Below are 16,421 nucleotides of genomic sequence, written 5' to 3'. Positions count from 1 at the left end.
AGGATAAGTAAATGGCTTTATTTGAATCATATGAGAGACGAATTGACAAAATCAATTCAGTTTTAAACAGCTATGGAATCGCTTCTATCGAAGAAGCAGAAAAAATCACTAAAGATGCAGGTCTTGACGTATACAACCAGATCAAAGGCATTCAGCCGATCTGTTTTGAGAACGCTTGCTGGGCATACATCGTAGGTGCAGCTATCGCAATCAAAAAAGACTGCAGAAGAGCAGCTGATGCTGCAGCAGCTATCGGTGAAGGTCTTCAGGCATTCTGTATTCCTGGATCCGTTGCTGATACACGTAAAGTAGGTCTTGGACATGGTAACCTTGGTAAAATGCTTCTTGAAGAAGAGACAGACTGCTTCTGCTTCCTTGCAGGACATGAGTCTTTCGCAGCTGCTGAGGGTGCTATCGGTATCGCAGAAAAAGCAAACAAAGTTCGTAAAAAACCTCTTCGTGTTATCCTGAACGGTCTTGGAAAAGACGCTGCACAGATCATCTCCCGTATCAACGGCTTTACATATGTAGAGACAGAGTATGATCCGTACAAGAACGAAGTTAAAGAAGTATTCCGTAAATCCTACTCTGAAGGACTTCGTGCAAAAGTTAACTGCTACGGCGCAAACAGCGTTCCGGAAGGTGTTGCTATCATGTGGAAAGAAGGCGTTGACGTTTCTATCACAGGTAACTCCACAAACCCGACACGTTTCCAGCATCCGGTTGCAGGTACATACAAGAAAGAATGTAACGAAAAAGGCAAGAAATACTTCTCTGTTGCATCAGGTGGTGGTACAGGACGTACACTTCACCCGGACAACATGGCAGCAGGTCCTGCTTCCTACGGTATGACAGATACTCTTGGACGTATGCATTCTGACGCTCAGTTCGCAGGATCTTCTTCCGTACCGGCTCATGTAGAGATGATGGGTCTTATCGGCGCAGGTAACAACCCGATGGTTGGTATGACTGTTGCTGTTGCAGTAGCGGTACAGGAAGCTGCAGATGCAGGCAAGTTCTAAATAATCCAGTAAAATCAAGGGTTTAAACAGATGTACAAAGCGGCTGAAATCTTTCGAAAGTAAGCCGCTAGTACATTATTAGTACATTACTTCTACACTTGTATTCCTACACTGAATACAAGTTATTTTTTATTTTTATAAATTTCTAGTTTTTCAGATACTTTCATTCATCATCTTTTATCCCGGGCTGTTCTGATAACCATTCTACGATTCACACAGACAATTAATTTTGTGGCAATCCTGATATTTTTATATTTGTAATTTGAAATAACATTTTCGTATGAAATATTGAATATTTACAGACCAAATGTTTTTGCGATTGACATTGTCATTTATACTTGTTATTATTATATTAATTTAGATAAATAACTATTATATAACATGGAAAATGTTATAAATAATATCATTTGGAGGGCAGCTATGAAAAAATTATCTATGACCAAAATGGCTGATACTATAATCAGCAAAAGAAAAGAATTAAAAATGACTCAGGTTCAGCTTGCAGAAGCTACCGGAATTAACAGAGGCATGATCAGCCGCCTGGAAAGCTGTGATTATACTCCTTCTATCGATCAACTTCAGGCTATCGGTGAAGTACTTAATTTTGAAGTTGTTGATTTGTTTGAAGATGATAAAGCGGATTTGCAAAAGTCAGTTATTGATAAAAAGTATAATATTGCTGTTGCCGGTACCGGTTATGTGGGATTATCCATTGCGACGCTTCTGTCTCAGCACAACCATGTAATGGCAGTTGATATTATTCCGGATAAGGTGAATCTTATAAATAACCGAAAATCACCTATTCAGGATGAATATATTGAAAAGTATCTGGCAGAAAAGACACTTGATCTGACAGCAACGCTTGATGGTGAAACAGCTTATAAGAATGCGGATTTCATTGTTATAGCAGCTCCGACCAATTATGACAGTAAGAAAAACTTTTTCGATTGTTCTGCAGTAGAAGCAGTTATCGAGTTAGCTTTAAAAGTTAATCCGAACGCTACTATGATTATTAAATCAACGATTCCTGTTGGATATACAGAGTCTGTCAGGAAGAAATATAACACTAAAAATATTATTTTCAGTCCTGAATTCCTTCGCGAATCAAAGGCGCTTTATGATAATCTGTATCCATCAAGAATTATTGTGTCATGTGATGAAGAGTCCAGAGAAAGAGCAGAAATTTTTGCAAAACTTCTTCAGCAGGGAGCAATCAAAAAAAATATCGATACATTATTTATGGGCTTTACAGAAGCTGAGGCAGTTAAACTTTTTGCAAATACATACCTTGCGCTTCGAGTATCTTATTTTAATGAGCTTGACACATATGCGGAATCAAAAGGGTTAAATACGCAGGAAATCATTAATGGTGTATGTCTGGATCCACGTATTGGCTCTCATTATAATAATCCAAGCTTTGGATATGGTGGATATTGTCTGCCAAAGGATACGAAGCAGCTTCTGGCCAATTTCAATGATGTGCCACAGAATATGATCTCTGCTATTGTAGAAAGTAATAGAACCAGAAAGGATTTTATTGCTGATCAGGTATTAAATATGGCAGGATATTATGACTATTATAATAGAGGTGATTTTACTCCGGATCAGGAGAAAGAATGTGTTATCGGTGTATACCGCTTAACTATGAAATCCAATTCAGATAACTTCAGACAATCCTCTATTCAGGGGGTTATGAAACGAATCAAAGCTAAGGGAGCTACTGTTATCATCTATGAACCGACTCTGGAAAATGGTGAAACATTCTTTGGTTCAGTTGTGGTAAATGATCTTAAGAAATTCAAAAAGAAGAGTCAGGCAATTATTGCAAACAGATATGATTCCTGCCTCGATGATGTGAAGGATAAAGTATATACTCGTGATATTTTTAAACGTGACTAATTTCAAAAAGAGATAAAATGGTAAACATAAATCATTTAACTAAGGAGGTTATTATGATTTCTATTATCGTTCCCTGCTATAATGAACAGGAGGCGCTTCCTCTTTTTCACAAAGAAGCAACACGTATCCTGCAGGAAATTGGTGAGGAATATGAGCTGCTGTTTGTAAATGACGGATCAAAAGATGAAACACTGAAAGAGCTGAAAGCACTTTCTGCAAAAGATTCTCACGTGATTTATCTGTCGTTTTCACGTAATTTCGGAAAAGAAGCTGCGATGTATGCAGGCTTTTGCAATGCAAAAGGTGATTATATTGCGGTTATGGATGCAGATCTTCAGGATCCGCCGGCGCTGTTGCCTGAAATGCTTAAGATACTTAAAACAGGCGAATATGACAGCGTGGCAACGAGAAGGGTGAGCCGCGAGGGCGAGCCAATTATAAGAAGCTGGTTTGCAAGAAGATTTTACAGTATTATGAACAGAATATCTGAATCAGATATTGTGGATGGAGCCAGGGATTTCCGTCTTATGAAAAAGAGTATGGTAGAGGCAATTGTTGCCATGGGTGAGTACAACCGATTTTCCAAAGGTCTTTTTGGCTGGGTGGGATTTCGGACTTACTGGATGCCATATGAAAATGTGGAGAGAGTAGCTGGGGAAACGAAATGGAATTTTTGGAAATTGTTTAAATATGCGATTGATGGAATCATTAATTTTTCACATGTTCCTTTGAGCATAGCGTCCTGGTTTGGAACAACGATGACATTCTTTTCGTTTTTGGCGCTTGCGGTCATCATTATCCGTCGGCTGATATTCGGAGACCCGGTTGCAGGCTGGGCTTCTATCATCTGTGTAGTTATTTTTATCGGAGGAATTCAGCTTTTATGCCTGGGAATTATGGGGCAGTACATATCCAAGACGTATCTGGAGACAAAACACAGACCCCATTTCATTATAGCTGAGACAAATGATGAGTCGGCAATTAAATTAAAATAGAAAACTATAGCAATGTAATTCTGGTACAATCAAACTCCCGGTATGTGGCATTTATTCCAAATTGGACTTTGGATGTGTGGCATATACCGGGAGCTTTTTTGATATAAGTTGTGTTTACAGACGACAACGCACAGCATTAATACATCGTTTTGTCTGTCGTTTGAGATAAGTCACAGGTGTTGCAGGTTTGAAAGAGAATGCCTGTGGAGAGAGAGAAAGATAATAGGATTTTTTGCCGAGGCGGAAAATCTTTTCTTTTTTGGTAATTGGGAATTCTGGTTTCCGTTTCAGTTTATGAAACCTGATTACATGGTCTCCGGAAAGCATGCACAATTCAACTGTTGTTTTCGTTTTGAGAAGCTTATACGGAATAGAGGCTGTAAAATATTCTGTTACAGACAATTGGTGTTCATTAAAGGCGGCACCTTTACTGCGGTCTTCCTCTAAATTACAGTCTAAAGTCTGTGTTCCCTTCTCGGAGGTAAGTCGCAGAAATAACTTAGAAGGGGTCGGAAAACGCGTATAGACTTTAAAAAAACCATGTATAGTCAGTTCATTTTCTGCGAAGTCAAGCGCTTCAAGGTTTACAGGAAAAGATCCGCTGGAGCGTGAATCGAGATCACTGTAATGAAAATACTGATCTTCAGCATCCGCATCATAAACAAAAGTACCGGAATCCGGTGCTTTTTTTATACTTAATAAGTAATCACATAATTCCGGAGAAAGATTATGCTGCTCCATGACGATATGATCGTCGATTCGCTGTAACGCACGAAATAACATACTCAGAAAAGATTCTTTTTCATGTGAAGTCATTACACCATCCGGAAATTTTTTCATCCGGAAACGTGCCAGAAGATCATACATGATCGTATACTGAACAAAATCCGGGATATATCCCAGTCGACGCTCAGATTCATCCAGTGCCCAGAATGTGTAATATTTAAGGCTGTCAATATACCATTCTTTACGGTGCTTGGAAACATTTAACGCAGAATCCAGCGCATTTCGGGTACGGTACATATAACGGCCGGAAGGTACGATTCCATATTGTGGATAGTCAAGGAGGATATCCATGATCAGTTTTGCATCTTCTGCATATTTTAAAGTTGTGTCAAAAGAACGATCCTGAAGGATTTTGTGTCTGAAAAACGCAGATGAGGCAGACATTTGAACAAATGAATATTCATGGGCAAGATCAATGATACGGGAACTTTCGCATTCGTATTTGTAATTGAGACGGTGACCGAAATCTCTTTTTTCAAAGAAATAAATAGGTACAGATACAAACGGAATATTTGCATCACAGGTGTTGAAAAAGCCATATACATCGGATAAAGTACTGGAAGTCAGTCTGTCATCAGCGTCCATAAAACTGATATACTGTCCTTCGCAATGGCTGATTCCGGTATTGCGGGCACATGCAGCGCCACCGTTTTTTTTGTGTATTACTTTAATATTGTTTGGAAATTTCTGCTGATATTCATCACAGATTGCACCGGATCCATCTGTAGAACCGTCATCTACAAGAACCATTTCCACGGATTCTTCAAAACCGATATCCTGAGCCAGGATGCTTTCAATGGCTTCGGCAAGATATGGTTCAACATTATAAACAGCTGTGACAACAGAAAATTTAAAACGATAGTCAGAAACTGTCTGATTCATATCGATACTCCTTTGCTGATATTGTATTTATCATATCATAAAAAGGGAGTGACAGAAAGTCTTTATTGATCTGTTTACGAAAAACAGGGGTTATGCTATACTGAGACAAAAAGATCTGATCGAGGGTATTTGGATGGAAACATATACAAATAATAATAAAAAACCAGAGATAACAGTCATTATCCCTTCTTATAATGTAGAAGAGTATATTGGAGAATGTCTGGAAAGTCTGAAAAAGCAGACATTTACAGATTTTGAAGTTCTTTGTGTGGATGATGGTTCGGATGACAGAACAGTCGATATCATTAAGGAATATGCAGTATCTGATCCACGTTTTCAATATGTAGGAATGGATCATTGCGGAAAAGCCGGACTGATGAGAAATGAGGGGATCAAAAGAGCAAAGGGAGAATATCTGCTGTTTCTGGACAGTGATGATTTCTTTGAATCGGAACTTATGGAACACAGTCTGAATAAGATCAAAGAAGATCAGGCAGATGTCTGCATGTATGATGCAAGGCTTTATTTTGGTGATACCGGAAAATACAGAAAAAGTAATGTTATACAGAAGAAAGAATATATTCCGCAGACGATGCCGGTAGAAGGAAAGTCATTTCCATACGTTTTCAATATTGGTACGGGATGCCCATGGACAAGCTTGTTTAAAAAGAGCCTGATCGATGAAAATAAGCTTGAATTTATGGCGCTTTCACGTTCGAATGATATTTACTTTGTAAATATGGCACTTGTCCTTGCAAAAAGAATCACGATGATTCAGGAAGTTCTTGTCAATTATCGCCAGAGAAGCACCAGCCTTCAGGCAAATAATACGAAAACTCCATGGGACTGGTATGAGGCATTAAAGGCAATCCGTGATAAATTGAAAGAACTGGACTTGTATGATACTGTAGAGACGAGCTTTAAAAACCTTGCTTTTGGAGTGAGCATTTACAATATGTGTTCACTTAAAGCAGGAGAAGCATTCTGCCAGATTTATGAGCGACTGAATAATGAAATATTTGCAGAATTTGATCTGGATGATTTCACGGAAGAAGAATGTTACTCTTATAATGCTGCAAAATATCAGATTTATATGCAGATGAAAGAATGCAGTGCGGTGGAATATCTTTTCAGACAGGCGCAGGAAATGAAAGAATGGCAGTCGAGAGCAAAAAAAGCAGAAAAAGAGCTTAAGAAACTGAAATCCAGCACAACATTAAAAGCCGGTAAAGCATTATTGTATATTCCTAAGAAGCTGAAACATATGACTGGCAAAAAATAGAAATTCAAGATTACGTGTGATTTTATATGGATGCTATAATAAAACACAAAATGTATTCATAAATTTACACTACAGCAGATACGAGGAATAAATTATGGGGAAGAAATTCAAGGTAAGCAGGAAGACAAAGAAGATCATACTGGGTGGATGCATCGGTGCGATGGTGATCCTGATCGCAGGACTTTTTATTTACCTGTATATTGCAGATACGAATACACTTGGAAGGAAGATTTCCATCTATGGTCTTGATGTTTCCACACTCACTGTTGATAAAGCTGAGCAGAAGATTCTGAAAGATTTCCGTGAACGAAAAGTTGCTTTTCAGGAAGATGGTGAAGTCGTATATAAAACGACTCTTGGAAATCTTGGTTATGATCTGAATGAAGATGCGCTTAAAACACAGCTTACTGAACTTCAGAAGACCAGAGAAGCCAACCGAAAACTGTTTGCGACACAGGAAGATCAGAAGATTCCTTATGAAATCCAGAAGGATGAAGAACAGGAAAAAACAGCACTTCAGGAATCAAATTTTGGGGATAAAGAACGAACTGCATCAGTAGATGCAGCAATTCAGTACAATGAGAATCAGAAGCAGTTTACCCTGATCAGTGATGTACAGGGAAATCAGATTGATGAGTCTCGTTTGCTGGCATATGTTGACCAGTCACTGGAGTCTCTTTTTCCGTCACAGCTTCTTGGAGGCGAGATCAAGCTTGTTATGGGAACAGATGTATATCAGCAGCCATCTGTGACAGTTTCAGATGATATGCAGAACAAGCTTTCTGGACTAAATGAAAAGCTGAATAAATACCGCAGTTCGACAGTTACCTATACACTTGGAAATGAAACTCAGGTGGTTGATACGTCAACGATCGAGTCATGGCTTCAGATATCTTCTGACAGTATCAGTGTAGATCAGGATGCGGTAAAGACATACGTACAGGATCTTGCAACGAAATATAATACGATCTATGTACCTCGTACATTCCATACTTCTTATGGAAATGATGTGACAGTATCAGACAATGAATATGGATTTCAGATCGATCAGGATGGAGAACTACAGCAGCTTCTGAAGGATATTGCCAGTGGCAGTAAAGTAAGCCGTGATCCGGTTTACAGCATCAGTGCCATGCAGCGAAATGGCAGTGATGATCTTGCCGGAAGTTACATAGAAGTAAGCCTTGATAATCAGCATCTTTGGCTTTATAAGGATGGAGCACTGGTGACAGAGACAGATATTGTAAGCGGTGCACCGAAAGCCGGACGAGAAACTTACCGTGGAGCATGGCCGATTGCATATAAGGCAAGCCCGTACAATCTTTCGAGTTCGGAATATGGCTATAATGTAACCGTAAAATACTGGATGCCTTTTGTATATGGTCAGGGACTTCATGATGCATCCTGGCAGTCTTCTTTTGGCGGAAACAGATACAAATCCGGCGCAGGAAGCCATGGCTGCATCAATCTTCCTACAGATCAGGCGGCTTTGATCTACAATACGATAGACGGAGGATATCCGATCATTATTTATTAATTTTGGCAGTCAGGAATCATCAAATCTGATGATATTTGGTTAGTTTGGGAGACTTATGGAAAAATTATATGTGATCATTCCAGCCTACAATGAGGGAATGAATATTGAACAATGTATAGACGACTGGTATCCGATCGTTGAGAGACACAATGGAAATGGTGAGTCAAGACTTGTGATAATCAACGATGGAAGCAAAGACAACACTTACGAGATTATGCAGAAACTGGCGAAAGATAAACCGCTGTTTACACCATTGACAAAAGCAAATGGCGGACATGGAGATACGGTACTGTATGGTTATCGATATGCAATCAGACACGATGCGGATTATATTTTTCAGACAGATTCCGACGGACAAACAGATCCGGCAGAATTTGAAGAGTTCTGGGAAGCAAGGGAAAAGTATGATGCAGTGATCGGAAACCGTATTGAACGTGGAGATGGGAAAGACCGCAAATTTGTAGAGAATATTGTCTGTCTGCTTCTTCGGATGATTTTTGGCGTAAAAATCGAAGATGCGAATGCACCGTTTCGGCTGATGAAGACATCGCTGGTTGAAAAATATATAGGAAAACTTCCGAAAAATTTCAATATTCCGAATATCATGTTTACGACCTATTTTGTGTATCATCATGAAAAAGTCATATTTATTCCGATTACTTTTAAGCCGAGACAGGGCGGCGTGAACTCTATCAATATTAAGAAAATCGTAAAGATTGGATGGAAAGCTGTAGGTGATTTCCACAAACTTCGAAGAGAAATCAATGATGTATAAAACATCTGAAAATTTTATGTTTGCAATGAAAGCTGAGTCTATTTAAGATTCAGCTTTTTCGTCATACTGCCGCACAAAGATTTCCTTTCATTGACAAGTTTTTGGCAAAATAATATAATGATTAGGTATGTAATAAGGAGGATTTTATGGAGCACAAAACAGGACTGGAAGATTTTTATGTAATCAAAAATAATAAAAAACTCCGAATGGGTTATACGACCGGTTCCTGTGCCGCAGGAGCCGCAAAAGGAGCAGCTGAAATGCTTCTTGGCGGCAGTATCATCCGTGAAATTTCTCTTATGACACCAAAGGGAATACTTCTTCATCTGGAATTACATGATATTACCATTGAGAATAATGCAGTGACATGTGCCGTCCGCAAACAGGCTGGGGATGATCCGGACACAACGGATGGAGTACTTGTATATGCAAAGGTTGAGAAAGTTTCAGGAAAGAGAGAATGGATCGTCGATGGTGGTATTGGTGTTGGCAGAGTGACAAAACCGGGACTTTCACAAAAAGTCGGCGAGGCGGCGATCAATCCGGTTCCTCGTTCCATGATATGCAGGGTGCTGGAGGAAGCAGCGGACAGATACCAGTATGAAGGCAATCTGAAAGCTACAATCTCTGTGCCGGATGGAGAGAAGATTGCGGCGAAGACGTTTAATCCGCGGCTTGGAATAAAAGGAGGCATTTCGATTCTCGGAACTTCTGGAATCGTGGAGCCGATGAGTGAGAAGGCACTGGTTGACAGTATACGGGTAGAAATGTCACAGCGTCTTGCACAGGGTGAAAACTACTTATTGGTCACACCGGGAAATTATGGAGCGGATTATCTGAGAGCACATATGGATCTTCCCTTTGAAAAAAATATGAAATGCAGTAATTATGTCGGTGAAACAATTGATATGGCAATCAATATGGGAGCAAAGGGAATTCTCTTTATCTCGCATATCGGAAAATTTGTCAAGGTGGCTGCCGGAATCATGAATACACATTCTCACAATGCGGATGCGAGAATGGAAACACTCTGTGCAGCGGCAATCCGTTGCGGATGTACACTTGAGTGTGCGAGAGAAGTTCTTGATTGTAATACGACAGATGAGGCACTGCAGGTGTTGGACAGTAATCAAATTCTGAAAAAAACGATGGAGGAGATCATGCGGCAGATCCAGTTTTATCTTGATCATCATTCCTATCATCAGATATTGCTCGGAGCAGTTGTTTTTTCGAATGAATATGGATATCTGGGACAGACAGCAGATGCCGGTGAACTGATAAATAAGATAAGCAAAGGAGAAAAATAATATGATTCATTTTGTAGGAGCAGGACCGGGATCACCGGATCTTATCACAGTAAGAGGAAAACAGTATCTGGAAGAGGCAGATGTGATTATTTATGCAGGATCTCTGGTAAATCCGCAGCTTCTGGAATACAGCAAAGATGTCTGCACAATTCATAACAGTGCAAAAATGACACTTGAAGAAGTTATTGCAGTTATGGAACGTGCTGAAGCAGAGGGCAAAATGACAGTAAGGCTTCATACCGGAGATCCGTGTATCTATGGCGCGATCAGAGAGCAGATGGACATTCTGGATGAAAAAGGCATTGCCTATGATTACTGTCCGGGTGTCAGTGCGTTCTGTGGGGCAGCCAGTGCTCTGAATCTTGAATATACACTTCCGGATATTTCCCAGAGTGTGATCATTACAAGAATGGAAGGCCGTACACCGGTTCCATCCAGGGAAAGTATCCAGTCTTTTGCGGCACATCAGGCAACGATGGTTGTATTTTTAAGTACCGGTATGCTGGAAGAACTGAGCAGAAGACTGATCGAGGGCGGATATAAGGAAGACACACCGGCTGCAATCGTTTATAAGGCAACATGGCCGGATGAAAAGAAATTTGTCTGCACAGTAGGCACACTTGCAAAAACAGCAGCAGAAAATAATATCACGAAAACCGCTTTGATGATCATTGGAGATTCTGTGAGTGCGGCACATTATGACCGCTCTAAGCTGTATGATCCGGGATTTACGACGGAATTCAGAGAAGCAACAAAATAAGAATTAAGCTAAAGGAAAAGAAGATGCAAATTTCGATCATCTGTTTCAGTCTGACTGGCTATACTACGGCAGAGCAGCTTCAAAAAGGACTGCTGCAGTGTGGGTTTACGACCAATCTTTTTAAGAAAAGTAAATATCTGGAAGATTCCATTGCAGAGAATACAGCAGTCTGGACAGGACATCATTTCAAGACAGATGACGGACTTATTTTTGTCGGTGCATGTGGAATCGCAGTGCGCAGCATTGCCCCTTATGTTGCAAGTAAGAAATCAGATCCGGCAGTGTTAGTGGTCGATGAATGCGGAAAATTCGTCATCTCACTTTTGTCCGGACATCTTGGAGGTGCAAATGCACTTGCGCTTAAAACAGCAGAAATACTTGGGGCAGAGCCGGTGGTGACAACGGCAACGGATCTCCATGACCGATTTGCGGTGGATGTATTTGCAAAGAATAATCACTGTGCGATCTTTAATATGAAAGCCGCGAAAGAAGTATCTGCGGCAATACTGGCAGGTGAATCTGTCGGGTTTTACAGTGAATTTCCATGGGCAGGGTCACTTCCGAGAGGACTGAAAGTATGCACTCCGGAAGATTCAGGTAAACCAGAGGCAGGGATTGCCGTGACAGTGCATCGTGCATGTCTGCCTTTTACATCTACAGTGCAGATCGTGCCAAAGGCTGTTGTTCTTGGTCTTGGATGTAAAAAAGATAAAGAAGCAGAGATCATCCGGCAGGAAGCGGAAGCCTGTCTGGAGTCAGAAAGTATTTATCAGGAAGCAGTCAGTCAGATCGCAAGTATTTCCCTGAAAAAAGAGGAGCAGGGAATTCTTGCACTGGCGGCAGACTGGAACATTCCTTTTTGTACATTTGGCGAGGCAGAGCTGCAGAATGCAAAAGGGACATTTGAAGAATCAGAATTTGTAAAAAAGATCACAGGTGTAGGAAATGTCTGTGAGAGAAGTGCGGTCCTGGGCGCGGAGCAGGGCAGACTGATAAAAAAGAAAACAGGGCGTAACGGCGTGACTACGGCGCTGGCGCTCCGGGACTGGGAGGTACATTTTGAATAAAATATATGTTGTAGGAATCGGACCGGGAGGCTGTGACCAGATGACCGGAATTGCCATGCAGGCATTAAAAAACAGTGATACCATAATCGGTTATACGGTTTATGTAGACCTTGTAAAAGATACATTTCCGGATAAAGAATTTCTGACGACTCCGATGAAAAAAGAAGTAGACCGTTGTGTACTTGCTTTTGAGGAGGCAATGAAGGGCAAAAGTGTTTCCATGATCTGCAGCGGAGATGCAGGTGTATATGGAATGGCTGGTCTAATGTATGAAGTTGGTACAAAATATCCGGAAGTTGAACTTGAAATTGTACCGGGCGTAACAGCCGCTCTTGGGGGCGCCGCTGTTCTCGGAGCACCATTGATTCATGATTTCTGCCTGATCAGTTTAAGTGATCTTCTTACTCCATGGGAAAAAATCGAAGCAAGATTGCTTGGTGCATCACAGGCAGATTTTGTGATCTGTCTCTATAATCCGTCAAGTAAAAAACGACATGATTATCTTCAGAAAGCGTGTGATCTGATGATGCAGTATAAATCCCCGGAAACCGTCTGCGGAACTGTCTGCAACATCGGACGTGAAGGGGAAGAATATCATGTTATGACACTGAAAGAACTGCGTGATACAAAAGTTGATATGTTTACAACCGTATTTATCGGTAATTCTCAGACAAAAGAAATTAACGGTAAGATGGTGACACCGAGAGGATATCGCGATGTATAAGGCAATTGTTTTTGCCGGTACAACGGAAGGATATGAAATCTGCCGTTTTCTTTCTGCAAATAAAATTTCTGCCCTTGCTTGTGTGGCAACAGAATACGGTTCTCATTCACTAGAGGCAGGAGATTATCTTAAAATACAGGCAAAGCGTCTGGATGAACAGGAGATGACAGAACTTTTTCATAAAGAACTGCCGGAGTTTATTCTGGATGCGACACACCCCTATGCAACGGAAGTAACAAAAAATATCAAAAGTGCGGCACTTGCATCCGGCATTTCGTATATACGTGTCTTAAGAGCCGAAAGTCAGTCGCAGAATGCTGTTTATGTGGAAACAGCAGAACAGGCGGTAGAATACCTTCGAGACAGAGAGGGAAGAATTTTTCTTACGACCGGAAGTAAAGAACTGGCAGCTTTTACGACGTTACCGGATTATCAGGAAAGAATCTATGCTCGTGTACTTTCACTTCCGGCTGTGGTTGAAGCCTGTCAGAAACTTGGCTTTGAGGGAAAACATCTGATCGCCATGCAGGGACCGTTTTCGAAGGAAATGAATGAAGCAACGCTCCGGCAGTATGAATGTCAGTATCTTGTTACGAAAGATTCCGGTAAAGCCGGCGGTTTTCAGGAAAAAATCGATGCTGCGTTTGCGTGCGGTGTAATTCCGGTGATTATAGGAAGACCGGTGCAGGAGGAAGGTATTTCTCTTACCGAGTGTAAAAGAATGCTTGCAAAATATTTTTTCTGTGAGGGAAATCAGCATATTACACTTCTTGGAATTGGTATGGGCAGTGAGGATACGCTTACCATACAGGGAAAAAGAGCTGTAGAAAAGGCGGATCTCATCATTGGTGCCAGACGGATTGCAGATGCAGTGGCACTTCCGGGGCAGGAAGTGTTTTATGAATACAGAAGCAGGGAAATCGTAGATTATATTCAAAATCATCCGGAGTATAGCAATATAGTGGTTGCACTTTCCGGGGATGTTGGTTTTTACAGTGGCGCCAGAAAACTTCTCGAACTATTTGGAGAGGCATCCATACAGCCGGAGATCATTTGTGGGATTTCATCTGTTGTGTATTTTATGTCAAAAATCGGACTTTCCTGGGACAACGCGAAGATCGTCAGTGCACATGGAAAGAACTGTAATCTTATTTCACTGATTTATTCATATGAGAAAACTTTTGCAATTCTCGGAACCGCAGATGGTGTGGCGGAACTGGCAAAGAAACTGACCGGATATGGCATGGGTGAGGTTATAGTGTATGTTGGAGAAAAACTGTCATACCCGGATGAGAAGATCTTTGCAAAAATGGCGCGTGAACTGACTGATTACAAGGCGGATCCGCTCAGCGTCGTCTGTGTATACAATCCGGAGGCAGAACCGCTTCCGGCGACACATGGAATGCCAGATGAGGTATTTCTGCGAGGTAAGGCACCTATGACAAAGAGTGAAGTGAGAAGTGTATCACTGACGAAACTGAAATTAGATGAAAATTCTGTATGTTACGATATAGGTGCCGGTACAGGTTCTGTATCGGTAGAAATGGCGCTGAGGGCTTCACAGGGACAGGTTTATGCAATCGAAAAGAAAGAAGATGCACTTAATCTTCTGAAAGCAAATAAAAAGAAATTTGCACTGGATCAAATGCAGATCATAGCGGGAACCGCACCGGAGGCTATGGAAGACCTTCCGGCACCGACGCATGCATTTATCGGAGGCTCATCAGGAAATCTTGATAAGATCATAAATCTGTTACTTGCCAAAAATCCACAAGTGCGGATCGTAATTAACTGTATTACGCTGGAAACGGTTTCAGAGGCGATTTCCTGTATACGAAAACTTGAGGAATTTGGTGCAGATAAGGAATGGGAATCAGAAGTGGTTCAGCTTGCCGTGTCAAGAGCTAAAAATATCGGCAGGTACCATATGATGCTGGGAGAAAATCCAATCTATATTATCACAGTACAGGCACACAAAAAGGAGATGAGCTTATGAGAATTCCCAGAATCCTTCTGGCAGCAGGCGCAAGTGGAAGTGGAAAAACGCTGATTACCTGCGGGCTTTTGCAGGCACTGGTAAACAGAAATCTTACTGTGGCATCTTTTAAATGTGGTCCGGATTATATTGATCCAATGTTTCACAGTCGTGTGATCGGTGCAAAATCTGCAAATCTGGATACATTTTTTACATCTCCGGAAGTTACGCGGTATCTTCTTTCAGAAAATGCTGCAAATTGTGAGATCGCGGTGATGGAAGGCGTTATGGGATATTATGACGGAGTTGCAGGAACGACAACACAGGCGAGCGCTTATGATCTCGCTTCTGTTACAGATACGCCGGCTATTCTGATCGTAAACAGCAAGGGAATGAGCATGTCACTCGCGGCTTATATCAAAGGTTTTGCCGAATACCGAAAGGACAGTCACATTAAAGGTGTGATCCTGAATCAGATGTCTCCGATGCTTTATCCGAGAATGAAAGAACTTCTGGAAAAAGAGACCGGACTTTCGGTTCTGGGTTATGTGCCAAAAGTTGAAGACTGTGTAATCGAGAGCAGACATCTTGGTCTGGTACTTCCTGATGAGATTCCGCAGCTTCGTGAAAGATTACAGAAACTTGCAAGAATACTGGAAGATACACTGGAGATTGATGAAATACTAAAGCTTGCCGCAGATGCACCGGAAGTTCAGGTAGCAGAGCCGCAAATTTCTTTTCATCTGGAAAAACCAGTACGAATCGGTGTTGCTGAGGATGAAGCATTTTGTTTTTATTATAAAGATAATTTCCGGCTCCTTAAAAGTATGGGAGCAGAGCTGGTAACTTTTTCACCAATGCGAGATGTACATCTTCCGGAGAACCTTAAAGGGCTGATTTTGGGCGGTGGTTATCCGGAACTTAATGCCAAAGAATTAGAAGCGAATGCGAGCATGCGGGAGGATGTACGCCGTGTATTGAATGATGGAATGCCGTGTCTGGCAGAATGCGGTGGCTTTATGTATCTTCATGATGAGATGGAGGCCATGGATGGAAACAGCTATCATATGGCGGGCGTGATTTCCGGCAGAGCTTATCGTACGCAGAGACTGAATCGTTTTGGTTACGTGACTCTGACACAGAAGAAAGAAGTTTTTGGAATGAATGATATGGGTGGAATACCTGCACATGAATTTCATTATTTCGATTCTGAAAACTGTGGGGACGATTTTGATGCGAAGAAACCACAGAGCCACAGGAAATGGAATTGCATTCATGGCACAGATACCATGATGGCGGGATTTCCGCACCTGTATTTTTATGGCAATCCGAAGGTGCCGGAGGCTTTTCTTCGTAAGTGCAGCCAGTACGGTCGTCAGGATGCCAGATAAAGAACAAACGTAACTGAGA

13 protein-coding genes are annotated in these 16,421 nt (G+C 41.3%); 12 read left to right on the top strand and 1 reads right to left on the bottom strand.

Annotation, left to right across the window (positions count from 1 at the left end):
* Positions 1-11 precede the first annotated feature (11 nt).
* From BQ7344_RS02665 to BQ7344_RS02655, 3 genes are all read left to right on the top strand, one after another.
* Positions 12-1,022, top strand: coding sequence for a GGGtGRT protein (locus tag BQ7344_RS02665; RefSeq protein WP_015542493.1), 1,011 nt, complete (start codon positions 12-14; stop codon positions 1,020-1,022).
* A gap of 420 nt (positions 1,023-1,442) precedes the next feature.
* Entirely contained in the window at positions 1,443-2,921 is a 1,479-nt protein-coding gene (locus BQ7344_RS02660; RefSeq protein ID WP_072521322.1) for a nucleotide sugar dehydrogenase, read from the top strand.
* A 53-nt stretch (positions 2,922-2,974) separates the two neighbouring features.
* Positions 2,975-3,916, top strand: a complete 942-nt coding sequence (locus tag BQ7344_RS02655; RefSeq protein ID WP_072521321.1) for a glycosyltransferase family 2 protein — start codon at positions 2,975-2,977, stop codon at positions 3,914-3,916.
* Positions 3,917-4,030: 114 nt separating this feature from the next.
* Here the strand turns inward: BQ7344_RS02655 and BQ7344_RS02650 are convergent, their stop codons facing one another.
* Entirely contained in the window at positions 4,031-5,584 is a 1,554-nt protein-coding gene (locus BQ7344_RS02650; protein ID WP_072521320.1) for a glycosyltransferase family 2 protein, read from the bottom strand.
* A gap of 133 nt (positions 5,585-5,717) precedes the next feature.
* On the opposite strand from BQ7344_RS02650, the gene BQ7344_RS02645 reads away from it, so the two are divergent.
* The 9 genes from BQ7344_RS02645 (at position 5,718) to BQ7344_RS02605 (ending at position 16,402) form a co-directional block, all read left to right on the top strand.
* On the top strand, positions 5,718-6,866 hold the full coding sequence (locus tag BQ7344_RS02645) for a glycosyltransferase family 2 protein (RefSeq protein WP_072521319.1): 1,149 nt from the start codon (positions 5,718-5,720) through the stop codon (positions 6,864-6,866).
* A gap of 94 nt (positions 6,867-6,960) precedes the next feature.
* Positions 6,961-8,403: a L,D-transpeptidase family protein gene (locus BQ7344_RS02640; RefSeq protein WP_072521318.1), complete on the top strand. Its 1,443-nt coding sequence runs from the start codon at positions 6,961-6,963 to the stop codon at positions 8,401-8,403.
* Positions 8,404-8,458: 55 nt separating this feature from the next.
* Positions 8,459-9,178 (top strand): glycosyltransferase family 2 protein, encoded by a 720-nt coding sequence (locus BQ7344_RS02635; protein ID WP_072521317.1) that lies wholly within the window; start codon positions 8,459-8,461, stop codon positions 9,176-9,178.
* A 146-nt stretch (positions 9,179-9,324) separates the two neighbouring features.
* A complete protein-coding gene (gene cbiD, locus BQ7344_RS02630; RefSeq protein ID WP_072521316.1) occupies positions 9,325-10,485 on the top strand; it encodes a cobalt-precorrin-5B (C(1))-methyltransferase CbiD in 1,161 nt (386 codons plus the stop codon).
* A 1-nt stretch (position 10,486) separates the two neighbouring features.
* Positions 10,487-11,245, top strand: coding sequence for a precorrin-4 C(11)-methyltransferase (cobM, locus tag BQ7344_RS02625; protein ID WP_072521315.1), 759 nt, complete (start codon positions 10,487-10,489; stop codon positions 11,243-11,245).
* A 23-nt stretch (positions 11,246-11,268) separates the two neighbouring features.
* Positions 11,269-12,312: a cobalt-precorrin 5A hydrolase gene (locus tag BQ7344_RS02620; protein ID WP_072521314.1), complete on the top strand. Its 1,044-nt coding sequence runs from the start codon at positions 11,269-11,271 to the stop codon at positions 12,310-12,312.
* Complete coding sequence (gene cobJ / locus BQ7344_RS02615; RefSeq protein WP_072521313.1) at positions 12,305-13,036, top strand: precorrin-3B C(17)-methyltransferase; 732 nt, start codon at positions 12,305-12,307, stop codon at positions 13,034-13,036. The genes BQ7344_RS02620 and cobJ overlap by 8 nt, the downstream gene beginning before the upstream one ends.
* Positions 13,029-15,032, top strand: a complete 2,004-nt coding sequence (locus BQ7344_RS02610; protein WP_072521312.1) for a bifunctional cobalt-precorrin-7 (C(5))-methyltransferase/cobalt-precorrin-6B (C(15))-methyltransferase — start codon at positions 13,029-13,031, stop codon at positions 15,030-15,032. Before cobJ ends, BQ7344_RS02610 begins: the two co-directional genes overlap by 8 nt.
* Positions 15,029-16,402, top strand: coding sequence for a cobyrinate a,c-diamide synthase (locus BQ7344_RS02605; RefSeq protein WP_072521311.1), 1,374 nt, complete (start codon positions 15,029-15,031; stop codon positions 16,400-16,402). The genes BQ7344_RS02610 and BQ7344_RS02605 overlap by 4 nt, the downstream gene beginning before the upstream one ends.
* Positions 16,403-16,421 lie beyond the last annotated feature (19 nt).

The organism is Blautia sp. Marseille-P3087 (assembly GCF_900120195.1).
Classification (GTDB): Bacteria; Bacillota; Clostridia; order Lachnospirales; family Lachnospiraceae; genus Blautia_A.
This window is presented reverse-complemented; position numbering and strand designations above follow the sequence as displayed.

Bases quoted from the DNA above. Each gene is read 5' to 3' on its own strand.
- BQ7344_RS02665 (WP_015542493.1), top strand. From the start codon at position 12: ATGGCTTTATTTGAATCATATGAGAGACGAATTGACAAAATCAATTCA.
- BQ7344_RS02660 (WP_072521322.1), top strand. From the start codon at position 1,443: ATGAAAAAATTATCTATGACCAAAATGGCTGATACTATAATCAGCAAA.
- BQ7344_RS02655 (WP_072521321.1), top strand. From the start codon at position 2,975: ATGATTTCTATTATCGTTCCCTGCTATAATGAACAGGAGGCGCTTCCT.
- BQ7344_RS02650 (WP_072521320.1), bottom strand. From the start codon at position 5,584: ATGAATCAGACAGTTTCTGACTATCGTTTTAAATTTTCTGTTGTCACA.
- BQ7344_RS02645 (WP_072521319.1), top strand. From the start codon at position 5,718: ATGGAAACATATACAAATAATAATAAAAAACCAGAGATAACAGTCATT.
- BQ7344_RS02640 (WP_072521318.1), top strand. From the start codon at position 6,961: ATGGGGAAGAAATTCAAGGTAAGCAGGAAGACAAAGAAGATCATACTG.
- BQ7344_RS02635 (WP_072521317.1), top strand. From the start codon at position 8,459: ATGGAAAAATTATATGTGATCATTCCAGCCTACAATGAGGGAATGAAT.
- cbiD (WP_072521316.1), top strand. From the start codon at position 9,325: ATGGAGCACAAAACAGGACTGGAAGATTTTTATGTAATCAAAAATAAT.
- cobM (WP_072521315.1), top strand. From the start codon at position 10,487: ATGATTCATTTTGTAGGAGCAGGACCGGGATCACCGGATCTTATCACA.
- BQ7344_RS02620 (WP_072521314.1), top strand. From the start codon at position 11,269: ATGCAAATTTCGATCATCTGTTTCAGTCTGACTGGCTATACTACGGCA.
- BQ7344_RS02610 (WP_072521312.1), top strand. From the start codon at position 13,029: ATGTATAAGGCAATTGTTTTTGCCGGTACAACGGAAGGATATGAAATC.
- BQ7344_RS02605 (WP_072521311.1), top strand. From the start codon at position 15,029: ATGAGAATTCCCAGAATCCTTCTGGCAGCAGGCGCAAGTGGAAGTGGA.